This window comes from Sodalis praecaptivus, from assembly GCF_000517425.1.
Taxonomy (GTDB): Bacteria; Pseudomonadota; Gammaproteobacteria; order Enterobacterales; family Enterobacteriaceae; genus Sodalis_A; species Sodalis_A praecaptivus.
The window spans coordinates 2,129,322-2,155,127 of the sequence record NZ_CP006569.1 but is presented as its reverse complement, the minus strand read 5'-3'; the positions used below and the strand labels follow the sequence as shown (position 1 = coordinate 2,155,127).

The window sequence follows — 25,806 nt, the reverse complement described above, 5'->3', positions numbered from 1 at the left end:
CTGTTAATGACTTGTACACTATCACCCAAAAGGATGCGATTCATGTCACAGACTATTACTTTGAAAGGCCAGCCGGTGACCGTAGCCGGTACGTTTTTGGCGCCGGGTGCCAAAGCGCCGGATTTTTTACTGGTCGCCACCGATTTGTCCGATGTGACCTTGAAAAGTTACACCGGAAAACGCAAGGTGCTTAATATCTTCCCGAGCGTGGACACCGGCACCTGCGCAACGTCGGTCCGTAAGTTCAATCAATTGGCGGGATCGCTCGACAATACGCTGGTACTCTGCATCTCCGCCGACCTGCCGTTTGCTCAGAAACGATTTTGCGGCGCCGAGGGGCTGGAGCGGGTCATCGCCCTGTCTACTCTGCGCGACCCGGCATTCCGCCAGCATTATGGTGTAGCGATTGACGATGGACCGATGAAAGGTTTGGCGGCGCGCGCGGTGGTGGTATTGGACGAACACGACAGCGTTATTTACAGCCAACTGGTCGGCGAAATTGCCACAGAACCGGATTACGATGCGGCGCTCGCCGCGCTGCACGCCTGAGCGAGCGCGGCGAGCGCAGGATAGACGGTGGACACTTTGGCCGATCCGCGCCGGCTTGCCGCCCTCGGGCTAACCGACCCCGGCTAGCGCCGCGCTGACGTCGCCGGCTCGTCACGCGCCCCGCTGGACAGAGCCGCTTGGCCGGCGCTCCGCTGAAATGAACGCGTTATGGGGGCATCCGCCGGGCTAGACCGCGGGATCCTCATCCGTTTTCTTGCCGCTCAAACCATATTCCCGTAATTTATTGGCAATGGCGGTATGGGATACCCCCAGCCGTTTCGCCAGTTTGCGGGTACTGGGATAGGCACCATAGAGGCGCGTCAACACGGAACGCTCGAACCGTTTGCTGATGTCATCCAGCGACCCGTCCAAGAGATCGTCCGTCAACGGCAGCGCCTGGCTTAAGTCGGGCAGGTCAATATCCTCGGCGCATAATGTCGTCCCTTCCCGCTGCGCCATGGCGCGATACAGCGCATTTTTCAACTGTCGCACGTTGCCCGGCCAGGGATAAAGCGTCAACGTGGCGGCCAGATCCGGCGCCAGACGCGGCCGCGCCACCCCTTGTTCGTCGCAGAAACGGGCGACGAACATCGATGCCAGCGGCATGATATCTTCGGGGCGCTCGCGCAACGGCGGGATAGTCAAGGTGAGCACATTCAGGCGATAATACAAGTCTTCGCGGAAATGGCCGTCCCGTACCAGCTCCAGCAGATTTTTCTGCGTGGCGCAAATGACCCGCACATCCACATGCATTTCCTTGTCTTCCCCCACGCGCCGGAAGGTGCCGTCATTGAGAAAGCGCAATAACTTATTTTGCATGCGCGGCGACATTTCCGCTATCTCATCCAATAGAACCGAGCCGCCGTCCGCCTGTTCAAAAAAGCCTCTTTTACTTTCGAGCGCGTTGGGATAAGCGCCGGCGGCATGGCCAAAAAGCTCGCTTTCGGCCACTTCGTCGGGCAAGGCGGCACAATTGAGCGCCAAAAAGGGCTTACGGCCACGGGCGCTGCGCAGATGGCAGGCGTGCGCTAACACATCTTTACCGGTACCGGTTTCGCCCATGATCAGCAGCGGCGCGTCCAGCATCGCCAACTTTCGGGCGTGATTGATAACCTGGCGCATACGCTCGCTGCTGGCCAGCAGATGACTGAACGCGCTGTCGTCGTGAACGGAATGGTCTTTTAATTGCCGGTCCATGCGCAGCGCCGATTTCAACATGACCACACCGCCGACGGTGGCGATATTGCCGTCGTCCCCCGGCAATTGCACGGGGGTGATATCCAGCAGGAAATCCTGACCGGCAATCACGACCCGTTCGGCGGCCGGCTGAGGCAGGGCATCCTCCAGCCACCGATTGAAATCAAAACCGCCCACCAGCGAGGATACGGACTGGCCGGCGAGTTTCTCTTCGCTGAGATTGAACAACAGCGCCGCCGCCGGGTTGGACAGTGCGACCCGACCTTTGAGATCGATAGACAATACGGCTTCCGGCATGGCGGCAAGAATGGCCTGCATCGCGCGCGAGTCGCGTTCGGTGGGCATAAAAGCGACGGTACGCACATCGGTCACGCCATCTATCCGGCGAATCTCCGCCATCAATGAGCGGAATACATCGAATTCCAACTGCGTAAAATTAAGATAAACGCGCCCGGTGGCGACGACCTCGATGCCGCGCAAATTGATCGTACGCGACACCAGTAAATCCAATATTTCCCGCACCAGGCCCAAACGGTCCTGACAAGCTACTTCTAAACGCATGTATTGCCTCGCTCAAGCGATCAGGTGTTTGGGGGATATCATACTGGCCATTGCGCCGCGGTTGAAGCTGTCTGTCAGCAAAAGTTGACAGCCTGGACACTAAACCATCCATTTATCGGTCAGCCGGCGGAGGAACGCTTGTCCAACGCGGATTTTAACTGGCCCAGCAATTCGCGGCGGAACTCGCCGAGGCGCGGTTTTTCACCGGGCAACCACGGTAGCGGCCGGCACAGTTCCATTGCCTTCAGCCCCAGCCGGGCCGTCAGCAACCCAGCCCCCATTCCCTGCGCGGCGCGGGCAGAGAGCCGGGCCGTGAGATCTTGGGATACCGAGTCCATACCGATTTCCCGTACCCATTCGCTGATACCGGCAAAAGCGATATTCACCAGCACCAGCCGGAACAGCCGGATGCGGCTGAAATAGCCCAACTCAATACCGTAAAGCGCGGCGATACGGTTCACCAAGCGGAAATTACGCCAAGCGATAAAGCTCATGTCCACCAGCGCCAGCGGGCTAACGGCGACCAGCAGCGTCGATTCTGCCGCAAATCGGCTGATGGTGAGCCGCACCTGGCGATCAATGACCGGCTGGACCACTCTGGCGTAAAGCGCCACCACTTCCCGATCGCTCTGGCTATCGTGCAGCGCGGCCTGCCAGCGTTGCAGCGCGGGATGATCGGCGCCGATGCCCGCCTGGGCGGCAAGCCGCTGGCAAAAGGCGCGCCCCTCGCCTAACGCATGGCTTTTTAGCAGGTCCGCCGCATGATCGCGTAGCGTCACCCTTTCGCGCAGGCGGTAAAGCCTGCGCCATTCGCCGTAAATCGCGCCAAGGGCCGCCAGCACGATGATGCCAGCGGCGGTGAGCGCCCCCAGGCTGAACCACTGCTGCTGCTGCCAGGCGTTTACGAAAGCGCCGATGCCCTGCGCGACGCTGCTGAGCGCCAATAGGCCTACACCCGCTACCACCATCCGCCGCCACAGGCTGCGTTTTGGCGTCAACGCGTGGGTAAGGAGCGCCTCCGGCTTGCCGGTCTCGTCTTCCGCTACCGCCGAAGGATGGGGCACAAACCCCTCGCTGTCGGCGTGAGTAAAGTGCCTGGCGGCGCGCAGGCGCGGCGCCTCAGGCTCGTTCAGCGGCGAATCAAAATCAATACGCGGTCGGATAGGATCGGTCATCGTAATTTATCCCCCAGCAAAAACGCCATGACGGCATCCATGCGAATATGCGGTAACGGGGCGTCGCTCTCACGCGCCTGCGGACGGAAGGCCTCGAACTGAAACTGCTGGTGTTGCCAAAAGGCCGGTCCCGGTAAGCGTGCCGGCACTTCTCCCGGATAAAACGTGAGCGGCGCTCCGTCCTGCAGCCGATCGCCTTTGAGCGCCGGCAGGCTTTGTCCCTGATGCATCACCGCGCCATTAAGCGTGGACTGAATCGCCGCCACCCCGGCGCAATCCATACTGATGCCTTCAAAAGCGGCATTTTGCCAGGCGTCTTTCACCAACTGCTGCAACAGCGAGACCAAATTGGCGTGCTGATCGGCGGTCACATGATCCGCTTTGCTCGCGGCAAACATCAATTTATCGATACAGGGGGAAAACAGCCGGCGATACAGGCTGCGCTTGCCGTAATGAAAACTGCGCATCAATTGCGTCAGCGCCAGGCGCATGTCGTTAAAGGCATCGGGCCCCCGGTTGAGCGCCGCTAAACAGTCCACCAGGACAATCTGTCGGTCGAAACCGCTGAAATGCTGTTTGTAGAAGCCTTTTACGACCTGCTGGCAATAGTAGCGGTAGCGTTCGCGCAACATCCCGATGTTGCTGCGTTTATCCGCCCGCGCCAGCCGTCCCTCATCGCCGTCGTCCAACCGCGGCCAGGGGAAAAATTGCAGCGCCGGCGCGCCGGCCATGTCGCCCGGCAGCACAAACCGTCCCGGCTGGATGAAATGCAGCCCGGCGGCTTTGGCCTGCAATAAATAGTCGGTATAGGACTGGGCAATCGCCGCCAGCGCCCGCTCGTCCGCCGGCGCCAAAGGGTCCAACTCGGCGCAGCGCGAAAGCCAGGGCGCGGCCCACGTCGCCCGCTCCCCGTGCAGCAGCCCCAGCATTTGCCGCGACCAGGTGAGATACTCTTGCTCCAGCATGGGCAAATCCAGCAGCCATTCTCCGGGATAATCGACGATTTCCAGATACAGCGTGCCGGCCTCTTTGATGTGGCGCCACAACGCATCCCGTGACCGGTAGCGCAGCGCCAGACGCATTTCGCTGACGCCGCGGGTCGGTACCGGCCAGGCGGGGGGCGAACCGCTGAGCGCCGCCATACCTTCATCGTAAGTAAAACGTGACAACCCCAGGTTACGCTGCGGCACCCGCCGCACGCCCAGCAGCCGGCCTTCGCGGGCCACATCAAATAACGGCAGGCGTGCGCCATGATTAGCCATAAGCAGCTGATTGACGAGGGAAGTAATAAACGCGGTCTTACCGCTACGGCTCAGGCCGGTCACCGCCAGCCGCAGGTGCCGGTCAAGCCCGCGATTCACCAGCGCATTCAATTCGGTTTGCAGTCTTTTCATCGGCGGTTTCCCTTTGCTCTTCGCTGTTTCGTCACGTCACGGCGTGCGGCTATTGTAGCGGAAACCGCAATGCCGTTCGCTTTTTTTGCCCGCCGTTGCGCGCCTTGAAACCCGCGGCGCCGAGGCTAGCCCCAACGCGCGCCCGCTTCCGCTTAGCGCATCCCTCCCCGCTTTGCAGGGAACGCCAGCGTGCAGCGCCAGCCTGTCCGCCAGGCGTGGCGTCTCCCTCAGGGCTCAGCCGCCTGCGCCAGTAGCATCGATAAGACAGTGGGAGGGAGGGACGGTGCGCTTTAGGGAGACCGGCGCAAGCCGCGTCACCGCGCTCGGCGACGCTCGATGCTCAACGGCGGCGAAACGGCCTGCCCGAGGCGGTACCACGACCGGCGGCGGCCGGCGTGACATAGCGTGCCAGATGGCCGGCCGCCAGGGTTAATAGCGGCTGCAGCAACCATCCCAGCGCCAGCCGCAGCGGGCGGCGGGATATACGGGCCAGCAGCCGGGCGCTTACGGCGGCGGGGACACGGCTCAACAACGCCAGCAGAAGAAAACGGACGAGCGCAATCATAGCTGACGAAACCGGTTACGCAGGCTGAAAGCCGGCGACGTGACATACCGTTCCACGCGGCGTAACTGCCGTTCACTCTCTGACAGCAGGTCATCCGTCCGATCCAACTGCTGGCCGGGGGCCAGGCCGTCCTGTCCCTGATAGGCTGACGGCGGTGCCGGCTCTAACCAAAACGCCAAAATCCCATACGCCAACAGTGTCAACATAAACAGGCCGAAAATCATCGACAGCACGACAATAACGCGCACCAGCCGCGTCGGTACGGCGAAATAGTGGGCGATGCCGGCGCAAACGCCGCGGATCATCCCCTCATCGGGGCGTCGATAAAGCTTTTTGCTCAAATCTACCGTCATCTTATTCTTGCCTCCAATTGGGGTGTTCCGCGTCCAGAATATCTTCCAGCGCTTGGATACGGGCCTGCATGCGCTCGGCGTCGCGGGTAAGCTGCGCCAACCGCTGCGCATCTTGTTGGCTCAGGCGGCTTCCCTGTTGACGACGGCTGTTATAGTGCAGCCACAACCAGACAGGCGCGACGAATAAAATAAATATAGTCAGCGGTATGGTCAGCACGACTAACAGGGCATCCATGATTTCTCCTTATGTGGTCTTTGTAGCTCGAACGCCGCGGCGGAGCGCGCCAGGGCGCCCGCTGCCAAGCGGCGCGGCATTCAGCCTTGGTGCAGCTTGTTCTTTAGCGCCGCCAACTGCTCATTAATCTCATCGTCGGCCTTCAATTCGGCGAACTGCTGATCCAACGATTTTTGTTTGCCGAACCCGACGCTTTCCGCTTCCGCTTCCATTTGATCAATCCGGCGTTCAAATTGTTCAAAACGCGCCAGGGCCTGATCCAGTTTCCCGCTGTCGAGCTGGCGCCGAACATCACGGGACGACGAGGCGGCCTGGTGGCGCAGCGTCAGCGCCTGCTGACGGGCGCGGGTTTCAGCCAGTTTGTTTTCCAACTCGCCGATTTCGTGCTTCATCCGCACCAACGTCTCTTCGATCACCGCCACGTCCTGACGCAGTGCCGCGGCGAGTTTGACCAAACGCTGTTTTTCCATCAGCGCGGCGCGCGCCAGATCTTCTTTATCTTTGGACAGCGCCAGTTCCGCTTTGCTTTGCCACTCGGCCTGTTGATTATCAGCCTGTTCAATACGGCGCAGCAGCTGTTTCTTTTCCGCCAGCGCCTGCGCGGAGGTGGTACGGACCTCAACCAGCGTATCCTCCATCTCCTGAATCATCAGGCGCACCAGTTTTTCCGGGTCTTCCGCCTTATCCAGCAGTGCATTGATGTTGGCGTTGACGATGTCGGTAAAGCGCGAAAAAATGCCCATAATTCACTTCCTCTTCATGTCGCAAATAAACGTCTCGCACTTTAATACAATATTCGTGCCAATATTGACAACCTAACTATCCTTATGAAATATATCGCTTTTTAAATTTGATCTCTCATCCGCCTGGAGTATAGTGGTGATATCCACTAACTGTTGGCGAAATTTACCATGTCTGAATCCCCCCATGACACCCTGCTTGGCCAATCCAATGACTTTCTGGAGGTGCTCGAGCAGGTATCGCGCTTGGCCCGGCTGCAAAAACCCGTGCTGGTCATCGGTGAACGCGGCACCGGTAAAGAGCTCATCGCCCGGCGGTTGCATTATCTGTCGCCGCGCTGGCAAGGCCCTTTTATCTCGCTTAATTGCGCTGCGCTTAATGAGAACCTGCTCGATTCAGAGCTGTTCGGCCATGAGGCCGGCGCGTTTACCGGCGCGCAAAAACGCCATCAGGGGCGATTTGAGCGCGCCGACGGGGGGACCCTATTTTTGGATGAATTGGCTAACGCCCCTATGATGGTCCAGGAAAAGCTGCTGCGGGTGATTGAGTATGGCGAGCTGGAGCGCGTCGGAGGCAGTCAGCCGCTACAGGTGGACGTGCGCTTGGTTTGCGCCACCAACGCCGACCTGCCGGCGCTGGCGCTGGCCGGCGATTTTCGCGCCGATTTGCTCGACAGGCTGGCCTTCGATGTGGTGGCCCTGCCGCCGCTGCGGGCGCGGCCGGACGATATTATGGTAATGGCCGAGCATTTCGCTATTCAAATGTGCCGCGAGTTGGGACAGCCGCTGTTTCCAGGGTTCAGCGCTGAAGCACGGCGAAGTCTGCTCGACTACGGTTGGCCAGGCAACGTGCGCGAGTTGAAAAATGTCGTGGAGCGGTCGCTTTATCGCCATGACAGTAGCGATCGTCCCCTGAGCCAGATTATTATCAACCCGTTTGAGGCGGTGCGTCTGGCGCCGCCGGTCTCGCCGACAGCGTCTTCCGCGCCTACGCTGCCGCTAGATTTGCGCGACTGGCTGCGAGAGCAGGAAAAGCGCTGGATCGAAGAGGCGCTGGCCCGCACGCATTATCAACAACGCCAAGCCGCCGACATGCTGGCCCTGAGCTACCATCAACTGCGCGGCATGATGAAAAAACACGGCATTAAAGCCCGTCCCTGACCGCGGGCGTTCTCGGCCGACAGCGCCTGCGCCACATCATATTGTTAACGCCTTATTTAACCGTTCGCTATTGCACCTGGCGGGCGCACTTTCTAAAATCCGCCAGGCTGAATGGGGTTTTCTTCTCAAGCGCGGCGCGCCTGCCGCAAACAGGAACATCGGCGTTCAATAACCCCCTTCACGTTAAATGCCGGCAGCGCCAGCCGCCGCGGCGCCGATGAGTGGTTTTGACCCAGGGAGGGGTAAAATATGCCTGCATCGCTACAACATCATCGTAGAACCACCGGTCTGTTTCAGCATCACCAACAGCGCATTGAACCGCCATTGCAGACGGTATTACATCACCTTGCGCAGCGCCCCGGCGACGCCGATAAATATAGGCGCGCCGTGGGTTATCTCAGCCTTATCGGCATTATCACCCATATCGGCGCCGTCACCGCGCTGCCCGACCGGCCGCCGGCGCATACCGGCAGCCGGGCCGCAGAGCCTCTACCGGCGGCGGGCGGTTGCGGTAACGCCACCGTCGATGCTGCCGGCGCTTGCGCTGGGATGAACAGCCGCATGACCGGCCTGCGCGGTTTGCCGGCTAAAGGGGGGTCGCCTTCCCTGACGGCTGAGGCGGAATTGCGTTATGAAACGAGCCGAGCGCTACGCGCTGCCGCCAACCCGGACAGCACGCAGGATCTCCCCCTGGGGCGACAGCAGACGCGGCAAAACGGGCCAAGGCAGGAGGCCCGCCACCGGCGGCGCCATGCCGCCCACCGCGCGCGCAAGCAAAAGACCACGTCGGCGGCGGACGTCGCCAATAGAATGGCTATTGCGTCAGCCAGGAATGCGGGCGCGTTGCATCCCCACACCACCGACGTCGAGCCAGTCCGTGCACCTGCCGCGAAAAGGCCCCATCGATCTGTCGTCGCGCCTGCCGTGCAATCTTACGCGGACAGTTCCCGTCAACCCGCCGCCCCGCCGGACGGTGCCGCTGCCGCAAAGGTTTCGTCCCGCGCGCACCACCACCCGAAAAATCCGCGCAACCGTCGCCATGCCGCCAGCAGAGATAAGCGGCTGTTAACTCAGCCCCCCGACCTGTCCCCCCACCGTCCCACCGACCCGCCCCTTGGGCTTGCCCCCGACGAGCGTATCATCCGCGCCTCGGATTTCCTGGGCGGCGGTGAGCTTAATGCCTTAACCCACCCGCAGCCCGCTGTCTTAGATTCTCACTACGCCACATCGGGTGAAGCCAAAGAGTACGTCCGCTTGGAAATCCAGCCTACGGTGGCGACCTCGACCGCCCTTACGACTTGTCTTTTGTCGCAGGACAGACACGCCTGCGGCATCGCCACGGCGACAGCGGTGGGCTATCTGTTCTGCGGCTATTCACTACGCGTGTTACACGAGTATGTCGCGGCCGCTTGGCACGGCACACCCGCCCGCCCGCCGTCCGCGCATTATCCACCGACCAGCGACGAGGCGCTCAGCCGTCCGACCCTCAGCGCTATAGCGGAGATGACGGGATCGGAGGCGCAAGCAGCAGCGAAAGGGGCGCTATCAGCAAAGGCGCTGTCGCCAGCGGCAACGCAGGTGGCGACGGAAACGAAGTCGGTGGCGTCAGCGGCGTTGCCCACGAGCGTGAAGGCGGCCGTGGTGACGCTATCGCCGCCAGACTGGGCGGTCCCGGTAGACAAGGGAGGCAGGGCCACGCGGGAGGCGGCCATCACCCCGGCGACGGCGGCGCCTGACCCGCTTCACACCGGCACTACCGCGCTGGCCGGCACAACGTTTGGCACAATAACGCCAACCAGCAGTACGGCGCACCCGCCGGCGCCCACCGGGACCGAGGCGATCCCCCCCCTGATGCTGCATTATTCGCATATTCATTATGATAACTTTATCGGCAATGAACATTGGCTAGCGATGAACGATGTCCTAACGCGGGCGATGACGAAAGAGTTTTACCAGCATTTTTTTGATCCGCTGCTGCGCGACATCGCTTTCGAGAGGGACAGCGGACAGGGGATTCCCCTGCCTATTTTACTCGAAAACGTGCAGCGTCGACTGGCGGAGGCAAAGGCGGCATTGGCCCAGCATAGCGTCTTAATCAATATCGGCGTGATGGAAGGCTATGCGCGCCAGATAACTCAGATTCAGCAAACGTTGGCAGAAACCTTTCCCACCGCGTCTATCGTCACGGGCGCCACGGCGGCGGACGTTATCGCTGCTTCTGCGCATCACTCGGCCAATAGGCCCTATTCTTTAGCCGAGTTGCTGCAAAGGAGGGTCGCCATCCAGCCATTAAAACAGGCGCTGAAGGACCGTTTTTTACACCGTTTCGGGCCGGCGGAGGCGCCGTTACCCTCTTTGCCGCCGCGGTTCCACGCGCTGTGGGCGGCGGCAAGCGGCCTGGTGGAACACGCGATAGTCAATAAAGACGTGCAGAACTACATTTTGCTGGACGAAAGAGCCGGCGATTATTTTGCGCGCTATATGTCTTCGCTCTACCAACAATGGTTGGACGAGCTCTATCACGGCGATCCAGGACCTAACGTCCTGGCGTACGGGAAGCCGATTTTTAACGAGTTATTTCTGTCGTCGAGTTATTTTGGCTATTACGGCGCCGATCAACAGCAATCGTTGAATGAAACCTTTACAACCCTGGTTGCCTATTATCATCTCCTACCGGCGTTGGCGCGGTGGCAAAATAATGTCCGCCTCGACCAACCGACGATTCCATTCACCGTCCTTGATGAGATCCAGACCGCTTTGCTGGCGGTACCCGCCACACCCGAGCAACAATGAGTGCAATAGCGAGAGACCTGACCGCACGCCGCCGCGGGCTAACCTGACGTAGGGCTGCACAAGAGTTATTGATCGCTGCCGCTAGGGCTCGGCCGCTGCGGTCGGCGGCATTCGCCGAGCCGCGCAAAAAGCACGCCGCGACGGCCTTGGCCAAGCCGAGTGAAAACGTGCGGCGTCGGAAGGCGTTATAACGCGCTTCGACAGGAGTAAAGGAAAATGGACCGATGACCTTTAAGGGCTGCGGAAGAAAAGCCGTCGGCCCGGTAGCGCATGGCGCGCCAGTGCCCGGTCTCTGCGCCCCAAAAAAAAGCCAGCACCCTGCTGGCTAAATAATACTGGAAGCAATGTGAGCAATGTCGTGCCCATCTGTTGAGGTGAACCTCATCATCAGGAGCAAAAGAATGATAATAGTTATCAGTAGCGTTTGTAAAGCATTTTGTTGAGAATGTTTCTCATTTCCGTAATAAGGTTAGGGACATTCCGCTCCCGCTGTTGGCAGACAGCACAGCTTGCCCCCACCCCCTCCCGCCGCTATCGTCAATTATGCCCTCACGCGCTAACTTGATGCCGCTGTCGTCAGTGATGCCCTCACGCGCTAGCTTAATGCCGCTGTCGTCAGCTGTGCCCGCACGCGCTGGCTTAATGTCGCTTGTGTGGACGCTGTTTTCCTTTGCCAGCGCCGCGCTTATCTACCCGTCTTTCTGCGTGCCTTTCTGCCTGCCGCCGCTACAGGGCTTGAATCTGGCCCTCGCCTCCGCACTCTCTTTGCGTCAAAGGTTTCGCGCAGATCTTGATAGCGCGCTTATCTGTTGAGCAGATAGACTCATTCCATCCCTCAGGGCGTGATGTAGACACGTCCGTTGCCGGGGCGTCGTGCATTGCAGCGCGTCCACTGCCGGGCAATCCCTCATTCCGCGCCGGCGGAGGCGACGTAAACACCAGGTAGTGCCCTGGTAAAATAATTGCTGTTACGATACATTTCAGTGATAATGATAACCGTTATCATTCTATTTTAATAAACGGTTTACTCCCGCGCCGCGGGTGCGCCACCGCGACTGTCCGAGGCGGGCTCACGCCGGCGAGTCGCAGGGAGAGAGCCTGACGTCATTCACCTTATTTGCTCCAACACAGTTTAGGGAACCAAGCATGGAACATCGCTATCAACATTATCTGGCCCTAAAGGCCCAACATCCACACAAGTATGCTCGCGATCTGGCCGCGCTGGCGGGAATAAGCGAAGCGGAGCTCACCCTGGCGCGCGTAGGTCATGATGCCCGCGCTTTGCGGCCGGATTTTGCCACGCTGCTGCCCGCCCTGGGTGCCGTGGGGGAAACCAAAACCATCAGTCGAAACGAATACGCGGTGCATGAACAGGTCGGTCATTATCAGAATGTGAAGCTGCAACCCCATGTCGGTCTGGTGCTTAATCCGCGCGGGCTCGATTTGCGCCTCTTCCCCGCGCAGTGGCAAAGCGCGTTCGCGCTGAAAGAACAAACGCCCCGGGGTGAACGACAGAGTATTCAGCTGTTCGATAGACAGGGTGACTCGGCGCTGAAAATTTACACCACCCCCGCCACGGCGATGGCGGCTTGGGAGGCTTTAATTGAAAGTTACACGGTCACTCCTGCGCCAACCCTTGAGCTCAGCCCCGTGCCGGACACCGCCGTCGTCGTTCCTCATGACAGCGCGCGCATTGAACAAGAATGGCGAGGCATGACCGATGTGCATCAGTTCTTTGGGCTACTGAAACGTCATGGCCTCTCGCGTCAGCAGGCTTTTCGCGCCGTGCCGAGCGACCTGGCCTATCGAGTGGACAATCATGCCTTGCGTAGTCTATTACCGCGGCTTGAGACGGCCGGTAACGAAATCATGATTTTTGTCGGCAATCGCAGTTGCATACAGGTCTTTACCGGCCCGGTGCAAAAACAGGCGCCGATGGAGGAGTGGCTGAATATCTTTAACCCGACCTTTACCCTCCATCTGCGCGAAGACGCTATCGTAGAGAGCTGGGTCACGCGTAAACCCACCCGCGACGGCCTGGTGACCAGTCTGGAACTTTTTGCCGCCGACGGAACCCAGATTGCCCAGTTTAACGGTCAGCGCACCGAGGGGGAAAGCGAGCAACGCCAATGGCGAGAACACGTTGCCGAGCTCGGCGGCGATGGCGCGCACGCCGGCGCCGCTTAACGCCAACGATAAGGGGGACCCAGCTCATGCGTGACGCCGTCACAATAAACGCCCCCTTCCCAAAGTCGCCGTTGCGGTGACATTTCTCACGCCTGGCCGTCTGGTTCAGGCTGCGCCTGGCGTGCGGATACACAGAGGTCTTACAGCGGGCACAAAAGGCACCTAGACCTCTACGCCGCCCGGAAGAAGCGTCAGTTACCGACACCTACACCGACAGGTTTGACGCCCGACCCCGAGCGTGCCGATCCCACCGAGAAGAGAGCTAACGCCCGGACACAATGCCGTCGGGCGCCTAACCTGACGTGTTTAGGCGTGACGGTTTGCGCGACGGGCGCCGAGCGGGGTTTTATTGCTTCATATAGCGGTGGGTCGGGCGCCGATAGGGCAACTTTCGCCCCTCTGACGGGCAAAGCCAGTCAGGACGGCGCCCGGTGCATCAGAAGTCCACGTTCAGCCCTAACTGAAACGTCCTGCCCGGCTGCGTTGCCAGCGCCTGGTCGCTGAGGTCCTGATTAGTGCTGGTTTCGATATTGCGGCTGCTCAGGTAATCCCAATATTTCCGATCGGTAATATTGTATAACCCGCCGCTCACCTTGACGTTTTTCGTGATGCGATAATAGGCCGTTAAATCCACCAGGCCATAGCCCGGCACGCGCATATACTCCGTTGTGGAATCGGTAATCGCGCTGCCGGAATTATTATAACTCTGGCGATTGGTGGCGCTGGCCCGTTTCCCTTTATTGAAGGTCGCCGTCAACGCGGCACCGTACAGCTCGCCAGGATCGTCATAAGACACCCCAGCCACCAACCGCATCGGCGCCACGCTGTCCAGATCAACGTACTTATCGCCCATATAATCGGATTTGGCCGCCCCTTCCGCCATACCAAACGCCAGGCGTGCGCGCAGACCGTTAACCTCTGGATACCAGGTACCGAAGTTGAACCGCGCGCTAACTTCGCCCCCGTAGATATACGCTTTGTCGCGGTTCTCCGCCTGGTAAGCAATATAGATATTACTGGGAATATTGGTGAACTTCTCAGGATTGGCGGACCGGCTATAACGCGTATAGTCGATGAAGTTTTTGTAAGTATTGTAAAACGCCGCCGTGCTGAACGTGATCCCTTCTACCGCTTCGCCTTTCAAGCCCCATTCAAAATTATTGCTGGTTTCCGTATCTAGGCTGGAATTACCCAGCAGGGCATACTGGCTGCTGCCCGCATAGCTGGAGCTGAGGTTCCATGAACCGTACATCTGGCTCGCATTGGGGAACTGCGCGCCGCGTTTGTACTGGAGGTAGGTGGTCAGCCGCGGCGTGATGTCATACAGGAAACTTAAGGACGGCAACACCTGCGTATCGCTAAACGAACCGTAGAGCGTGTTTAATTCGTCCACGGTCAAGGTGCTGTTGGCCAGGTTGGACAAGTCTTTCGGCTTGGTGCGTTGATACGCCACGCGGACCCCCGGCACCACGGAAAAATTATGCCCGGCCAGATCCCAGGTCATGGTGTCTTGCAGGAAGGCGCCGAGATTCTCGCTGGTACTGTTGGCTTCCGGCTGCATGATGTAGTTAAACGAGCTTTGGTTGGGGGACTGGTTGAACGGGCGCTCGGTATCGGACCGTCGGGCATCGATACCCCAGCGGAGGTCATGAATACCCCACTCTTTTTCCATATTGCTGGTGATGCCAAAGCTTTTGCTATCGTAATTGGAATAGGTAGTCACCAGACTGGTGCCGGTTGTGGAAGGTCCATAGGTCCAATCGTGGGCTTCGGTGTTTTGGTAGAAGACTTTGGTGTCGATGGTGTCAACCCAGGTGACATCCGGGTGCCATAGATCATCCAGGGTGGCGGTCCAGCGTCGGGTCTGGCTGGTTTGCTGATTGGTGCCAATGACGGCGCTGCCGGCTGAGTTCCAGGCGGAGTAATGGGTGTGATTGGTTTTGTGATAATAATCGACGGTGCCGGTAAGCAGATGGTTATCGTTCATCTGCCAACTGCCGGAGGCCAAAAAGGCGTTTGAGTGCCAGTTGGCCGGCGCCACCTTCACACTGTCGCTGTTATTGCGGGTTTCCTGGCCGTCCCGGCGGCTGATGGCAATCAGGCCACGCAGGTATTCGTCGCCGCCGGCGGCGGTGATGCCGTTATGCCAGCCGCGGTTGGCTGAGTCATAATCGCTTTGATAGCCGAAATAGCTGGATTTTGTCGGTGACAGGTAGTCATCCGCGCTCTTGGGGCGGAACGAAACCGCGCCGCCGATGGCCTGATTGGCGCGCGTGACGTCGGTTACGCCGGAATCGATGCCGACCCCGCCGTACACATAGGGGTCGATATAGTCGCGGCCAATCCCGAACGTGCCCGATCCCGCACGGCTGACATAGCTTCGGCCGGTGGCGTTGGGCAGTTCCACGCCGTCCACATCGATTGAGACGCGGTTAGCCTCCAGACCGCGAATGTTATAGCCGGTATAGCCACCGCGGTCAAAACCGCTTTTGCCGGTGCCGGTTCCCGTGGCGGCGCCGGTGGCGCTCACCAGCGGCTGATAGCGCATGATCGTACCGAAGTCATTGCCGCCCTCTTTTTGCAGATCGCTGGCGCTCAGCGTGGTTTTCGTTCCAGCCTCTTTTTTGATTTTGCTGGCGACCACCCGGATGAGATCGTCTTTATTTTCCGACTCGCTGGCCACCGTCGGCTGCGCCGTGACGGCGGGCGCCGTCGCCGCGGTATCGGCGGCGACGGCGCCAAACGCGCTACCGCCCATAATCCCGGTAAGCAAGATTTTATTCAGACGCGCTATCTGAATTCCCCTGTGGTGCATAGTCATTAAGCAATCTCCAATTGTCTGACATTTATTATTGTTAAAGCGTGATAAGACGGCGCGGGCGAGCCCTGCCGGCGACAGTACACAGATGAAATCGACTCTCGTAGTTGCGGCTCCCTGTTGTTGATTGGCGATATCGGGATGCCCACATTGACTTGCGCAGGGAAGTTACAATAACCACATTTAAATGATAACCATTATCATTATTATTTTTGAATGATACACATTATTATCTAATGTAAGGAAGATCTTTCGTAAAATTTTCCCGTAAACAGGAATTTACCGTTCGGTTCAAGGCTACGGCCGCTGTTTTAACCAGCAAAAGGGGAGCAAGACAGCGAATATCGGGGGTAAGAAAGGCTGTCGGCGGAGAAACGCGTGCCTTTCTGCGTATCGGCATTGGGAGGTCGGCCAGAGTAAGGTAAACTCAAGTCATTACTGGTAGAAATAAAGTGGTTTATGTCGACACAATCTGATTACAGTCTGACGCGCGCCGCCGTCACGCTGTTGGCCGCCCTGCTGCTAACGGCCGGGACGGCCCGCGAGGCCGGCGCTGCCGGGTCGCAGAGCGGCGGTGACAACGTCACCGGAAGCGGCATTCCCGCCGCGCGTGCCCCGAATGCGGCACAGCGCCGCGCCGGCGCTGTGCCTGCCGACGCCGCGTTTAAGCCCGCTGATATGGCCGTCGAGGTCGCAGCCAAATCCGCTGGCATGACCGTCGACGACGCGGCCAATTCCACTGACGTGGCCGTCAACGCCACAGCCAAATCCACTGGCATGACCGCCAACGCCACAGCCAAATCCGCTGGCGTGGCCGTCGACGACGCGGCCAAACCTCAGGTGCTGGCGACCGAGGCCGCGTCCGAGCCTGATGTCGTGGCCGCCGGCGCCGGTCCTGATGCCGCGCCGGTGACGCCCCGGTTGAACGCCGCGCCCGCGCCGCTACCGCCGATTCGCCAGAGCGGCTTTGTCTATTGCGTTAGCGGCATGGTCACCACCTTTAACCCGCAGATGGCCAGCAGCGGCGTCACCGTGGACACTTTATCGGCGCAGCTTTACGATCGGCTGCTGGCGGTGGATCCCTATACTTACCGGCTTATCCCCGAACTGGCGCAGCGCTGGGAAGTCCTGGATAACGGCGCGACCTATCGTTTTCATTTGCGCAAAAATATCGCCTTCCAGCGCACCGCCTGGTTTACCCCAACCCGCACGCTCAACGCCGACGATGTGGTGTTTAGCTTCGCGCGGATGTTTGACGTCCACCACCCCTGGCACGCCGTCAACGGCGGTGATTACCCCTATTTCGACAGTTTGCAGTTCCCGCAAACGGTGCAGAGCGTAAAACGTATCGACAACGATACGGTGGAGTTCCGTTTGGAAAGCCCCGACGCCTCATTTTTATGGCATCTGGCGACCCATTATGCGCCAGTGCTGTCGGCGGAATATGCCGACAGGCTGACGGCCAGCGGCCATCAGGAGCAGTTGGATCGCCTGCCGGTCGGGACCGGGCCGTTTATGCTCAATGAATACCACTCCGGGCAATTCATCCGTCTCACGCGCCATGAGCATTACTGGCGCGGAAAGCCGCGAATGGCGCAGGTGGTGATCGACTTAAGCTCCGGCGGGATCGGGCGTTTATCGCGGCTTTTGACCGGTGAATGCGATGTATTGGCCTATCCCGCCGCCAGCCAGTTATCCATTCTGCGCGACGATCCTCGCCTGCGGCTGACGCTGCGCCCCGGGATGAACATCGCTTACCTGGCCTTTAATACGCGCAAGCCGCCGTTGAACGATGTTCGGCTGCGGCACGCTATCGCGCTGGCGATCAACAATCCGCGGCTGATGCAGTCGATCTATTACGGTACCGCTGAAACCGCGGCGTCGCTGCTGCCGCGCGCTTCCTGGGCCTATGATAATGATGCACGGGTGACGGAATATAATCCCGCTAAGGCGCGCGCCCTACTGCGCGAGCTGGGCAAACCGTCGTTACAGCTTAATCTGCTGGTGCCCACCGCGTCGCAATCCTATAATCCCAGCCCGTTAAAAACGGCCGAATTGATTCAGGCCGATCTGGCGCAGGTGGGAATACGCTTGACCATTATCCCGGTAGAGGGGCGGTTTCAGGAGGCGCGGCTGACCGCGGTGAATCACGATATGACGCTTTCGGGCTGGTCCACCGACAGTAACGATCCTGACAGCTTTTTCCGTCCGCTATTGAGCTGCGCCGCCATCGGTTCGCAAACCAACTATGCGCGCTGGTGCGATCCGGCCTTTGACGCGCTGCTGCACAGGGCGTTGTTTTCTCAGCAGCTCGCCAGCCGCATCGACGCCTACCACGAAGCTCAGCGAATGCTGGCGCAACAGTTGCCGGTGCTGCCGCTCGCCTCGTCGTTGCGTCTGCAGGCCTATCGCTACGGCATCCGCGGTTTGGTGCTCAGTCCGTTCGGCAACGCGTCTTTCGCCGGCGTGTACCGCGATGAACGACAGGAACAGACGCCATGATAATTTTTACCCTGCGCCGGCTGGTGTTACTGCTGGTCACGCTGTTTTTGTTGACCCTGGTTGGCTTTTGCCTGAATTACTACACCCCCGGCGCCCCCTTGGGCGGCGCAGCGCTCGTTGACGCCTACCGCTATTATTTCTGGGGCCTGATCCACGGCAATTTTGGCGTCTCCAGCATCAACGGCCTGTCGATTGGCGTGCAGCTGGCCGAGGTGTTTCCCGCAACGATGGAGCTGTGCCTGTTGGCCTTTTTGCTGGCGCTGCTGGTGGGCATCCCCCTAGGTATTATCGCCGGCGTGGCGCGCGGTAAATGGCAGGATATCAGTATCAGCATTTTCGCCCTGCTTGGTCTGTCTATGCCGGTGTTCTGGCTGGCGCTACTGCTGACGCTCTATTTTTCCCTGCATTTGGGCTGGTTCCCGGTCGCCGGCCGCTTCGATCTGTTGTATCCCGTGCAGCGCATTACCGGCTTCGCGCTGCTGGATGCCTGGCTGTCGGACTCCCCTTACCGCAGTGAGATGATCATCAGCGCGCTCAAGCATATGGTGTTGCCCATCGCCGCGCTGGCGGTGGCGCCGACCACCGAAGTGGTGCGGCTGATGCGCATCAGCACCGTTGAAGTCATTGGCCGCAATTACATTCGCGCCGCCGCCACGCGCGGGTTGTCGCGCTGGACCATCGTACGCCGCCACCTGTTGCATAATGCTCTGCCGCCGATTATCCCCAAACTGGGGCTGCAATTTTCCACCATGCTAACCCTGGCAATGATCACCGAGGTGGTCTTCAGCTGGCCGGGCCTGGGCCGCTGGCTTATCAACGCTATCCGCCAGCAGGACTATGCCGCCATTTCCGCCGGCGTGATGGTGGTGGGAACGCTGGTCATTTCCGTGAACGTGCTGGCGGACGTGGTCGGCGCGCTGGCAAACCCGCTGCGTCATAAGGAGTGGTATGCCCTCAGATAACGTTTATCGCGAAAAACGCATCCCCGGCCCGCTGGCGCAGATATGGCGCACCTTTTACCATGACGCCATGTCGATGCTGGGTCTCTATGGTTTTGCCCTGTTGATCCTGCTGTGCCTGTTCGGCACGCTGTTTGCGCCCTATCCGCTGGATCAGCAGTTTTTGGGCTATCAACTGCTCCCCCCTTCATGGTCGCGCTACGGGGACGTCTCTTTTTTCCTCGGCACCGATGACTTGGGCCGCGATGTGCTGAGCCGGCTACTGGCCGGTACCGCACCCACCTTCGGCTCGGCGCTGGTGGTGACCATGGCGGCGGCGCTGGTCGGTCTGGCGCTCGGCGTGCTGGCCGGCGTCACCCGCGGGTTGCGCTCGGCGGCGCTGAATCACGTGCTGGATACCGTGCTGTCCATCCCTTCACTGCTATTGGCCATTGTGGTGGTGGCGTTTCTCGGCCCCCGTTTGGAACATGCCATGTTGGCGGTCTGGCTGGCGCTGCTGCCGCGCATTGTGCGCACCGTCTATACTTCGGTACATAGCGAGCTGGAAAAGGACTATATCCTGGCGGTGCGGATGGATGGCGCGTCGATGCCGCATATTCTGCGCTATGCGGTGCTGCCCAATATTGCCAGTCAGCTGGTGTCGGAGTTCACCCGCGCCCTGTCCATGGCTGTCCTGGATATTGCCGCGCTTGGGTTCCTCAATCTGGGCGCGCAGATGCCGTCGCCGGAATGGGGCGCGATGATGGATGATCAATTGGAGCTGGTGTATGTCGCGCCTTGGGCGGTGATGCTGCCGGGTTGTGCTATCATGCTAAGCGTGCTGATCGTCAATATTTTTGGTGAAGGCGTGCGCCGCGCCATGGTGGCGGAGGTGGAGTAATGCCGTTATTGGATATTCGCAATCTCACCATCGAGTTTATGACCCCCGAGGGACCGGTGAAGGCGGTGGACCGCGTGAGCATCACCCTGAGCGAAGGGGAAGTCCGCGGTCTGGTGGGGGAATCCGGCTCGGGCAAGAGCCTTATCGCCAAAGCCATCTGCGGCGTGACCCGCGATAACTGGCGGGTGAGCGCCGATCGCTTCCGTTTCGACGATATCGACCTGCTCACGCTGACCCCGCGCCAGCGGCGCAAGGTGGTGGGCCATAATGTGTCGATGATATTTCAGGAGCCGCAATCCTGTCTCGACCCGTCGGAGCGCATCGGCCGGCAGATAATCCAGTCCATTCCCGGCTGGACCTATAAAGGCGAATGGTGGCAGCGATTCGGCTGGCGCAAGCGGCGCGCCATCGAGCTGCTGCACCGGGTCGGTTTCAAAGCCCATAAAGAGATCATGCACGCCTACCCCTATGAGCTGACCGAGGGCGAGTGTCAAAAGGTGATGATTGCCATCGCTCTGGCCAATCAACCGCGGCTGTTGATTGCCGACGAACCTACCAACGCCATGGAGCCTACTACCCAAGCGCAAATTTTCCGTCTGCTGGCGCGCCTTAATCAAAATAACAGCACCACCATTTTGCTGATAAGCCATGACCTGCAAATGATGAGCAAGTGGTGTAACCGCATCAACGTGCTGTATTGCGGGCAAACGGTGGAAAGCGCCCAAAGCGAGGATTTAATCGCCACGCCGCACCATCCCTACACTCAGGCGTTGATCCGCGCCATTCCCGACTTCGGCCGCTCAATGCCGCCCAAAAGCCGGTTGAACACCCTGCCCGGCGGTATCCCGTCCCTGGAGCATCTGCCTATCGGCTGCCGCCTGGGGCCGCGCTGCCCTTATGCGCAGAAGACCTGCATCCAGGCGCCGCCGCTGCTGCCGGTTAAAAACCACTTTTTCGCCTGCCATTACCCGCTCAATCTGGAGGAGCAATAGGCATGGAAACCCTGCTTGAAGCCCGCAACCTGAGCAAAACGTTCCGCTACCGCACGGGCCTATTTCGCCGCCATCAGGTGGCGGCGGTGCAAAACGTCAGCTTTACTTTGCGCGAAGGCCAGACGCTGGCCATTATTGGTGAAAACGGGTCGGGTAAATCGACGCTGGCGAAAATGCTGGCCGGCAGCGTCGAGCCCAGCGCCGGTGAAATCTTAATAGACGATCATCCGCTGCATTTTGGCGATTACCGCTATCGTAGCCAGCGCATCCGCATGATTTTCCAGGATGCCAGCAACGCCCTCAACCCGCGCCAGCGTATCGGCCAACTGCTGGATGTTCCGCTGCGGCTGAACACCACCCTGACCGGCGGCGAACGCGAACGGGCCATCGACACCACGCTGCGCCAGGTCGGCCTGCGGCCGGATCACGCATATTACTACCCGCACATGCTGGCGCCGGGGCAAAAACAGCGCGTCGGTCTGGCGCGCGCGCTGATTTTGCAGCCCAAGGTTATCGTGGCGGACGAAGCGCTGGCGTCGCTGGATATGTCGATGCGCTCACAAATCATCAATCTTATGCTCGAGCTACAGGCGAAAAAAGGCATCTCGTTTATTTATGTCACCCAGCATTTGGGCATGATGAAGCACGTGAGCGATCAGATCATCGTGATGCAAAACGGCGAAGTGGTGGAACGCGGCAGCACCGCTGATGTCCTGGCGGCACCGCTGCACGATTTGACCCGCCGGCTTATCGCCAGCCACTTCGGCGAAGCGTTGACCGCCGATGCCTGGCGGCGCGACGGCGCCACGCCTTAAGCGCGCGGTCCCCGCCGCACACGCGGGCCCCGACCTCTGCGGGGCGCGGATCTACACTCCGGCGAAAGATTCATGCTACACTTCGCCGGGTTTATCAACGACGAGCGTTGCTGCACGGGTTCACCGTTGGGCACACGATCGCATGAAATAATGATCACAAGGATTAATGCTATGGGTTTTCTTACCGGTAAGCGCATTCTGGTGACTGGCGTTGCCAGCAACCGTTCAATTGCATACGGTATCGCTCAGGCTATGCACCGTGAGGGTGCGGAGCTGGCTTTCACTTACCAGAATGACAAATTGAAATCACGGGTGGAAGGGTTTGCCGCCGATTTCAATTCCAGCATCGTGCTGCCGTGCGACGTGGCGGAAGATGCCAGCATCGAAGCGCTGTTCACCCGTCTGGCCGACGTCTGGCCGACGTTTGACGGTTTCGTGCATGCCATCGCTTATGCCCCCGGCGACCAATTGGACGGCGATTATGTCAACGCCGTGACCCGCGAAGGTTTCGCCATCGCGCACGATATCAGCGCCTACAGCTTCGTCGCCATGGCGAAAGCCTGCCGGCCAATGCTTAATCCCAACGCCGCGCTGGTGACGTTGACCTATCTGGGCGCGGAACGCGCCATCCCCAACTATAACGTTATGGGCCTGGCCAAAGCCTCCCTGGAGGCCAATACCCGTTATATGGCCAACGCCATGGGGCCACAAGGTGTGCGGGTGAACGCCATTTCCGCGGGCCCTATCCGCACGCTGGCCGCGTCCGGCATCAAGAATTTTAAAAAGATGCTGTCCCATTGCGAGTCGGTGACGCCCATCCGCCGCGTGGTGACCATTGAGGACGTCGGCAATACCGCCGCGTTCCTGTGCTCCGATCTGTCGGCGGGGATCACCGGCGAGGTGCTGCACGTGGATGGCGGCTTTAATATTGCCGCCATGAACGAGCTCGACCTGGATTAATCGCCTCGGGGGGCCGGACGTTCGGCCCCCTCACCCTTGCCCGACATTTCACGGGCGCTGGTTAAGCGCTCGCCACTCGCCTCTCCCGCTCGGTTTGCCGCCGTCGCGGCTTCATTCAGACCAGGCCGCCGCACCGTCCACGCCTTGCTGCGCCAGCCAGACGCGCGCGAAATCGAACACCGTCTGCGCCAGCGGGATCGCCCGCCCGGTGGCGGCGATCGCCATCGCCGTTTGCCGCTTCATTGCCGGCATGGCCAGCGGGATGGTGGTTAATGCCGGCGTCATGGCCGGCAAAAGATGGCCGCGGGGCACAATGCCGCAGCCTAAACCGGTAAACACCCCTTGCAGCAGTTGAAAAATCGAGGCGCTCTCCAGGACAACCCGCGGCTGTAGCCCCGCGGCGCGGAAGTTTTCATCTAAATAACGCCGGAAATAGCGGCTCGGCTCGGCCAGACATAGCGGCAGTTCGGCCACCTGCGCCAAGCTTAACGGCGGCGTCGGCGTCAGGGCGGGAAAGCACGCCGGGTGAAAAACCAGTTCTACGCCGCGATCCACGATGGGCGCCGTCTGGAATTTCAGCTCTGCCAATAGCGCCAGCTCAAAAAAACCAATGCCGAGATCGACGCTATGGTTGGTCAGCGCCTCCAACAGTTGATCGGCGCTGAGCACCGTTACCTGATAGCGTAAATCCGGATAATGCACCTGCGCTTGCTGCAACAACTGCGGTAGCGAGACGCCGCATTGCGGCACGATACCGATGCGCAGCGTGCCGCCCACGCCCTGTTTAAGGGACTCGACTTCCAGTTTAAGTCCCTGATAGACCGAAACAATCTCCCGTGCCCAGGCCAACACTCGTTCGCCCTCGGCGGTAAAGCCCTGAAAACTGTTGCCGCGGTGGATAAGCGCCACTCCGAGCTCGCGTTCGAGGTTTTTCAGCCGCATTGACAGGGTCGGCTGGCTGACAAAGCTGGCGTCGGCGGCGCGTCCGAAATGGCGCTCACGCTCCAGATTGCACAAGTAAATCAGTTGTTTGATATCCATCTAGGTGATCGGTTGCCGGGCGTAATAAACAGTATACCATCTCCGCGCCGGGGGGATCTGTGCAAACCCCGCGGCGCAACAGCACGCACAACGCGACGGGCGTCGCGATTCAGGGGGCAATCAGCGGCTGCCCTCGCTTGAAGACCGCGTCCGCCGCCGACGGGCAGAGCGCCGCGCTCGTCTGAGTAAGGGACGACTGTCGCCTCCGCGTTGCCACGCCCGCGTAATCACAAGCCTATAACCCCGCGCCATCTAATGGCTTACGCCCAGAGACCGTTTAACGTCATGGGCGATTTTCTCCACCTGCGGTCCATAGATAACCTGCACATCGTTGCCGCTGACACGTTTGACGCCGCTCGCGCCGGTAAGCATCAAGGTGCGATCCACCACCTGTTGCATATCGCGCACCCGTACGCGCAGCCGGGTAAAACAGCAGTCGACGTCGGCGATATTTTGCCGTCCCCCCAGGCCGTTGATAATGGTTTGCGACCGCTCGTCGGCACTTTGCTTTTCCTGCTCCGGCGGGGTCTGTTCTTCCGATTCCCGGCCCGGTGTTTCCACATTCATGCGGCGGATAACCGCGCTGAACACGACATAATACAGCGGGCAGTAGACCGCGCCCAGCAGCACCGGATACCACCACTGGGTCTTGGCGCCGCCGAGCATCCCGAAAATGACCAAATCGATGGCGCCGCCCTGCACATTGCCAATCATCACATGCAGTATATCCATCAGCATAAACGCGACGCCGCTCAGCACCGCGTGGAAAATGAACAGCACCGGCGAGACAAAAATAAAACAGAACTCCAGCGGCTCGGTGATACCGGTGGTGAACGACGCCAGGCCGCCGGCCAGCATTAGCGCCTTGACCCGTGCTTTATGCTCGGGTCGCGCGCAGTGATACATCGCCAGCGCCGCCCCCGGCAAGCCGAACATCATGGTGGGGATTTTACCTTGGGCCAAAAAGCGCGTGGCGTGACGAATCACCTCGTCGCTGAGCAGACCGGGATGGGTCAGGGAGGTATTAAAAATCGTTAGCGCCCCGACCAACGTCTGATGATCCGCCGTGGCCATGCCGCCGATGGGGGTGAAGCGCACGGTTTCGTTTAAAATATGGTGCAGGCCGGTCGGGATCAGAAGCCGCTCGCAAAAGCCGTACAGCAGCATGCCGAAGGCGCCGCTTTTGCCAATCACTTGCCCCACCCAGGCAATGCCGTGGCCGATGGCGGGCCAAATGAATGAAAGCCCAAGCCCCACCAGCGGCAACACCACCACCGTCACGATAGGCACAAAGCGGCGGCCGCCGAAAAAACTGATGGCGGTCGGCAGCACCACGGTATAGAAGCGATTATGCAGCGCCACCGTCACCAGGCCGGCGATCACCCCGCCGAGGACGCTCATATTATAAGAAAAAATACCCAACGTGGGGGTGAACTGCGCGGCATACATCAGCGCTTCGGTCTGCGACATGCCGCGCCCGGTCAGGGCCGCCAGGGTCGTGGTGGCCGGGGTGATAGACTGCGCCGCCAGCGACGCGCTTACCCCCACATGCAGGCTGATGAAGCCTATCACCGCGGCGAAAGCGGCGGTCGGCTTCTCTTCCCGCGCCAGGCCGATTGCGCTGGCGACGGCAAAAAACAGCGGCAGATTGGCAAATAACGCGCTTGCCACCCGACGGATGAAGCCAATAACCCATTGCGGGTATGTCAACTGGGCGAACGCCTCGCCGGTCACCGCGGGGTTTTGCATCGCCGCCGCCAGCCCCAGGAAAATCCCGGCGGCGGCGATCACCGAAATAGGCATCATCAGCGCTTTGCCGAACCCATGAATTTTGCTGCTTATCTCTTTCATCGCGCGGGCCACTCCTCGTTGGACGACTCAGTCAGTATGCGACAGCGTCAACGGCGGCGAGGGCAATGGGTGGGGTTG

The 25,806-nt window shown here is 59.9% G+C and carries 20 protein-coding genes; 10 read left to right on the top strand and 10 right to left on the bottom strand.

Annotation, left to right across the window (positions count from 1 at the left end; genetic code table 11):
* The first annotated feature begins 42 nt into the window (after positions 1 to 42).
* A complete protein-coding gene (gene tpx, locus SANT_RS09615; RefSeq protein WP_025422082.1) occupies positions 43 to 549 on the top strand; it encodes a thiol peroxidase in 507 nt (168 codons plus the stop codon).
* A 186-nt stretch (positions 550 to 735) separates the two neighbouring features.
* On the opposite strand, the gene tyrR is transcribed toward tpx, so the two are convergent.
* The 7 genes from tyrR to pspA all read right to left on the bottom strand — a co-directional run bounded on the left by tyrR (position 736) and on the right by pspA (position 6,772).
* On the bottom strand, positions 736 to 2,307 hold the full coding sequence (gene tyrR, locus SANT_RS09610) for a transcriptional regulator TyrR (RefSeq protein WP_025422081.1): 1,572 nt from the start codon (positions 2,305 to 2,307) through the stop codon (positions 736 to 738).
* A gap of 119 nt (positions 2,308 to 2,426) precedes the next feature.
* Entirely contained in the window at positions 2,427 to 3,482 is a 1,056-nt protein-coding gene (locus SANT_RS09605) for a YcjF family protein (RefSeq protein ID WP_025422080.1), read from the bottom strand.
* The gene (locus tag SANT_RS09600) at positions 3,479 to 4,876 is read right to left on the bottom strand and encodes a YcjX family protein (RefSeq protein ID WP_025422079.1); all 1,398 of its coding nucleotides are present in this window, start codon (positions 4,874 to 4,876) and stop codon (positions 3,479 to 3,481) included. The genes SANT_RS09605 and SANT_RS09600 overlap by 4 nt, the downstream gene beginning before the upstream one ends.
* 340 nt (positions 4,877 to 5,216) lie before the next feature.
* Positions 5,217 to 5,441 (bottom strand): hypothetical protein, encoded by a 225-nt coding sequence (locus SANT_RS09595; RefSeq protein ID WP_025422078.1) that lies wholly within the window; start codon positions 5,439 to 5,441, stop codon positions 5,217 to 5,219.
* Positions 5,438 to 5,794, bottom strand: a complete 357-nt coding sequence (pspC, locus tag SANT_RS09590; RefSeq protein ID WP_025422077.1) for an envelope stress response membrane protein PspC — start codon at positions 5,792 to 5,794, stop codon at positions 5,438 to 5,440. Before pspC ends, SANT_RS09595 begins: the two co-directional genes overlap by 4 nt.
* Before the next feature lies 1 nt (position 5,795).
* Positions 5,796 to 6,029 (bottom strand): envelope stress response membrane protein PspB, encoded by a 234-nt coding sequence (gene pspB / locus SANT_RS09585; protein WP_025422076.1) that lies wholly within the window; start codon positions 6,027 to 6,029, stop codon positions 5,796 to 5,798.
* A gap of 80 nt (positions 6,030 to 6,109) precedes the next feature.
* Complete coding sequence (pspA, locus tag SANT_RS09580) at positions 6,110 to 6,772, bottom strand: phage shock protein PspA (protein WP_025422075.1); 663 nt, start codon at positions 6,770 to 6,772, stop codon at positions 6,110 to 6,112.
* A 168-nt stretch (positions 6,773 to 6,940) separates the two neighbouring features.
* On the opposite strand from pspA, the gene pspF reads away from it, so the two are divergent.
* The 3 genes from pspF to SANT_RS09565 all read left to right on the top strand — a co-directional run bounded on the left by pspF (position 6,941) and on the right by SANT_RS09565 (position 12,910).
* Positions 6,941 to 7,930: a phage shock protein operon transcriptional activator gene (pspF, locus tag SANT_RS09575; protein WP_025422074.1), complete on the top strand. Its 990-nt coding sequence runs from the start codon at positions 6,941 to 6,943 to the stop codon at positions 7,928 to 7,930.
* Between the two features lie 249 nt (positions 7,931 to 8,179).
* Positions 8,180 to 10,723 (top strand): hypothetical protein, encoded by a 2,544-nt coding sequence (locus SANT_RS09570; RefSeq protein ID WP_025422073.1) that lies wholly within the window; start codon positions 8,180 to 8,182, stop codon positions 10,721 to 10,723.
* A gap of 1,146 nt (positions 10,724 to 11,869) precedes the next feature.
* The gene (locus SANT_RS09565) at positions 11,870 to 12,910 is read left to right on the top strand and encodes a hemin-degrading factor (protein WP_025422072.1); all 1,041 of its coding nucleotides are present in this window, start codon (positions 11,870 to 11,872) and stop codon (positions 12,908 to 12,910) included.
* A gap of 436 nt (positions 12,911 to 13,346) precedes the next feature.
* Here the strand turns inward: SANT_RS09565 and SANT_RS09560 are convergent, their stop codons facing one another.
* Entirely contained in the window at positions 13,347 to 15,668 is a 2,322-nt protein-coding gene (locus tag SANT_RS09560) for a TonB-dependent receptor domain-containing protein (RefSeq protein ID WP_237234686.1), read from the bottom strand.
* A gap of 771 nt (positions 15,669 to 16,439) precedes the next feature.
* On the opposite strand from SANT_RS09560, the gene sapA reads away from it, so the two are divergent.
* The 6 genes from sapA to fabI all read left to right on the top strand — a co-directional run bounded on the left by sapA (position 16,440) and on the right by fabI (position 22,836).
* Positions 16,440 to 18,230 carry an ABC transporter substrate-binding protein SapA gene (gene sapA, locus SANT_RS09555; RefSeq protein WP_420480357.1) on the top strand — a complete coding sequence of 597 codons (1,791 nt, stop codon included), beginning with the start codon at positions 16,440 to 16,442 and terminating at the stop codon, positions 18,228 to 18,230.
* Entirely contained in the window at positions 18,227 to 19,192 is a 966-nt protein-coding gene (sapB, locus tag SANT_RS09550) for a putrescine export ABC transporter permease SapB (protein WP_025422069.1), read from the top strand. Before sapA ends, sapB begins: the two co-directional genes overlap by 4 nt.
* Positions 19,179 to 20,069 (top strand): putrescine export ABC transporter permease SapC, encoded by an 891-nt coding sequence (gene sapC / locus SANT_RS09545; protein ID WP_025422068.1) that lies wholly within the window; start codon positions 19,179 to 19,181, stop codon positions 20,067 to 20,069. Before sapB ends, sapC begins: the two co-directional genes overlap by 14 nt.
* The gene (gene sapD / locus SANT_RS09540) at positions 20,069 to 21,061 is read left to right on the top strand and encodes a putrescine export ABC transporter ATP-binding protein SapD (protein ID WP_025422067.1); all 993 of its coding nucleotides are present in this window, start codon (positions 20,069 to 20,071) and stop codon (positions 21,059 to 21,061) included. Before sapC ends, sapD begins: the two co-directional genes overlap by 1 nt.
* Before the next feature lie 2 nt (positions 21,062 to 21,063).
* Positions 21,064 to 21,876: a putrescine export ABC transporter ATP-binding protein SapF gene (gene sapF / locus SANT_RS09535; RefSeq protein ID WP_025422066.1), complete on the top strand. Its 813-nt coding sequence runs from the start codon at positions 21,064 to 21,066 to the stop codon at positions 21,874 to 21,876.
* Between the two features lie 171 nt (positions 21,877 to 22,047).
* Positions 22,048 to 22,836 carry an enoyl-ACP reductase FabI gene (fabI, locus tag SANT_RS09530; protein ID WP_025422065.1) on the top strand — a complete coding sequence of 263 codons (789 nt, stop codon included), beginning with the start codon at positions 22,048 to 22,050 and terminating at the stop codon, positions 22,834 to 22,836.
* 111 nt (positions 22,837 to 22,947) lie between these two features.
* Here fabI and SANT_RS09525 read toward each other — a convergent pair whose 3' ends face one another.
* Both SANT_RS09525 and SANT_RS09520 read right to left on the bottom strand, forming a co-directional pair.
* Positions 22,948 to 23,877: a LysR family transcriptional regulator gene (locus tag SANT_RS09525; RefSeq protein WP_025422064.1), complete on the bottom strand. Its 930-nt coding sequence runs from the start codon at positions 23,875 to 23,877 to the stop codon at positions 22,948 to 22,950.
* A 252-nt stretch (positions 23,878 to 24,129) separates the two neighbouring features.
* Positions 24,130 to 25,728 (bottom strand): PTS transporter subunit EIIC, encoded by a 1,599-nt coding sequence (locus SANT_RS09520; protein WP_025422063.1) that lies wholly within the window; start codon positions 25,726 to 25,728, stop codon positions 24,130 to 24,132.
* Positions 25,729 to 25,806: the final 78 nt, after the last annotated feature.

Coding starts and splice junctions, on each gene's coding strand:
- tpx (WP_025422082.1), top strand. CDS start 43: ATGTCACAGACTATTACTTTGAAAGGCCAGCCGGTGACCGTAGCCGGT.
- tyrR (WP_025422081.1), bottom strand. CDS start 2,307: ATGCGTTTAGAAGTAGCTTGTCAGGACCGTTTGGGCCTGGTGCGGGAA.
- SANT_RS09605 (WP_025422080.1), bottom strand. CDS start 3,482: ATGACCGATCCTATCCGACCGCGTATTGATTTTGATTCGCCGCTGAAC.
- SANT_RS09600 (WP_025422079.1), bottom strand. CDS start 4,876: ATGAAAAGACTGCAAACCGAATTGAATGCGCTGGTGAATCGCGGGCTT.
- SANT_RS09595 (WP_025422078.1), bottom strand. CDS start 5,441: ATGATTGCGCTCGTCCGTTTTCTTCTGCTGGCGTTGTTGAGCCGTGTC.
- pspC (WP_025422077.1), bottom strand. CDS start 5,794: ATGACGGTAGATTTGAGCAAAAAGCTTTATCGACGCCCCGATGAGGGG.
- pspB (WP_025422076.1), bottom strand. CDS start 6,029: ATGGATGCCCTGTTAGTCGTGCTGACCATACCGCTGACTATATTTATT.
- pspA (WP_025422075.1), bottom strand. CDS start 6,772: ATGGGCATTTTTTCGCGCTTTACCGACATCGTCAACGCCAACATCAAT.
- pspF (WP_025422074.1), top strand. CDS start 6,941: ATGTCTGAATCCCCCCATGACACCCTGCTTGGCCAATCCAATGACTTT.
- SANT_RS09570 (WP_025422073.1), top strand. CDS start 8,180: ATGCCTGCATCGCTACAACATCATCGTAGAACCACCGGTCTGTTTCAG.
- SANT_RS09565 (WP_025422072.1), top strand. CDS start 11,870: ATGGAACATCGCTATCAACATTATCTGGCCCTAAAGGCCCAACATCCA.
- SANT_RS09560 (WP_237234686.1), bottom strand. CDS start 15,668: ATGGGCGGTAGCGCGTTTGGCGCCGTCGCCGCCGATACCGCGGCGACG.
- sapA (WP_420480357.1), top strand. CDS start 16,440: ATGACCGTCGACGACGCGGCCAATTCCACTGACGTGGCCGTCAACGCC.
- sapB (WP_025422069.1), top strand. CDS start 18,227: ATGATAATTTTTACCCTGCGCCGGCTGGTGTTACTGCTGGTCACGCTG.
- sapC (WP_025422068.1), top strand. CDS start 19,179: ATGCCCTCAGATAACGTTTATCGCGAAAAACGCATCCCCGGCCCGCTG.
- sapD (WP_025422067.1), top strand. CDS start 20,069: ATGCCGTTATTGGATATTCGCAATCTCACCATCGAGTTTATGACCCCC.
- sapF (WP_025422066.1), top strand. CDS start 21,064: ATGGAAACCCTGCTTGAAGCCCGCAACCTGAGCAAAACGTTCCGCTAC.
- fabI (WP_025422065.1), top strand. CDS start 22,048: ATGGGTTTTCTTACCGGTAAGCGCATTCTGGTGACTGGCGTTGCCAGC.
- SANT_RS09525 (WP_025422064.1), bottom strand. CDS start 23,877: ATGGATATCAAACAACTGATTTACTTGTGCAATCTGGAGCGTGAGCGC.
- SANT_RS09520 (WP_025422063.1), bottom strand. CDS start 25,728: ATGAAAGAGATAAGCAGCAAAATTCATGGGTTCGGCAAAGCGCTGATG.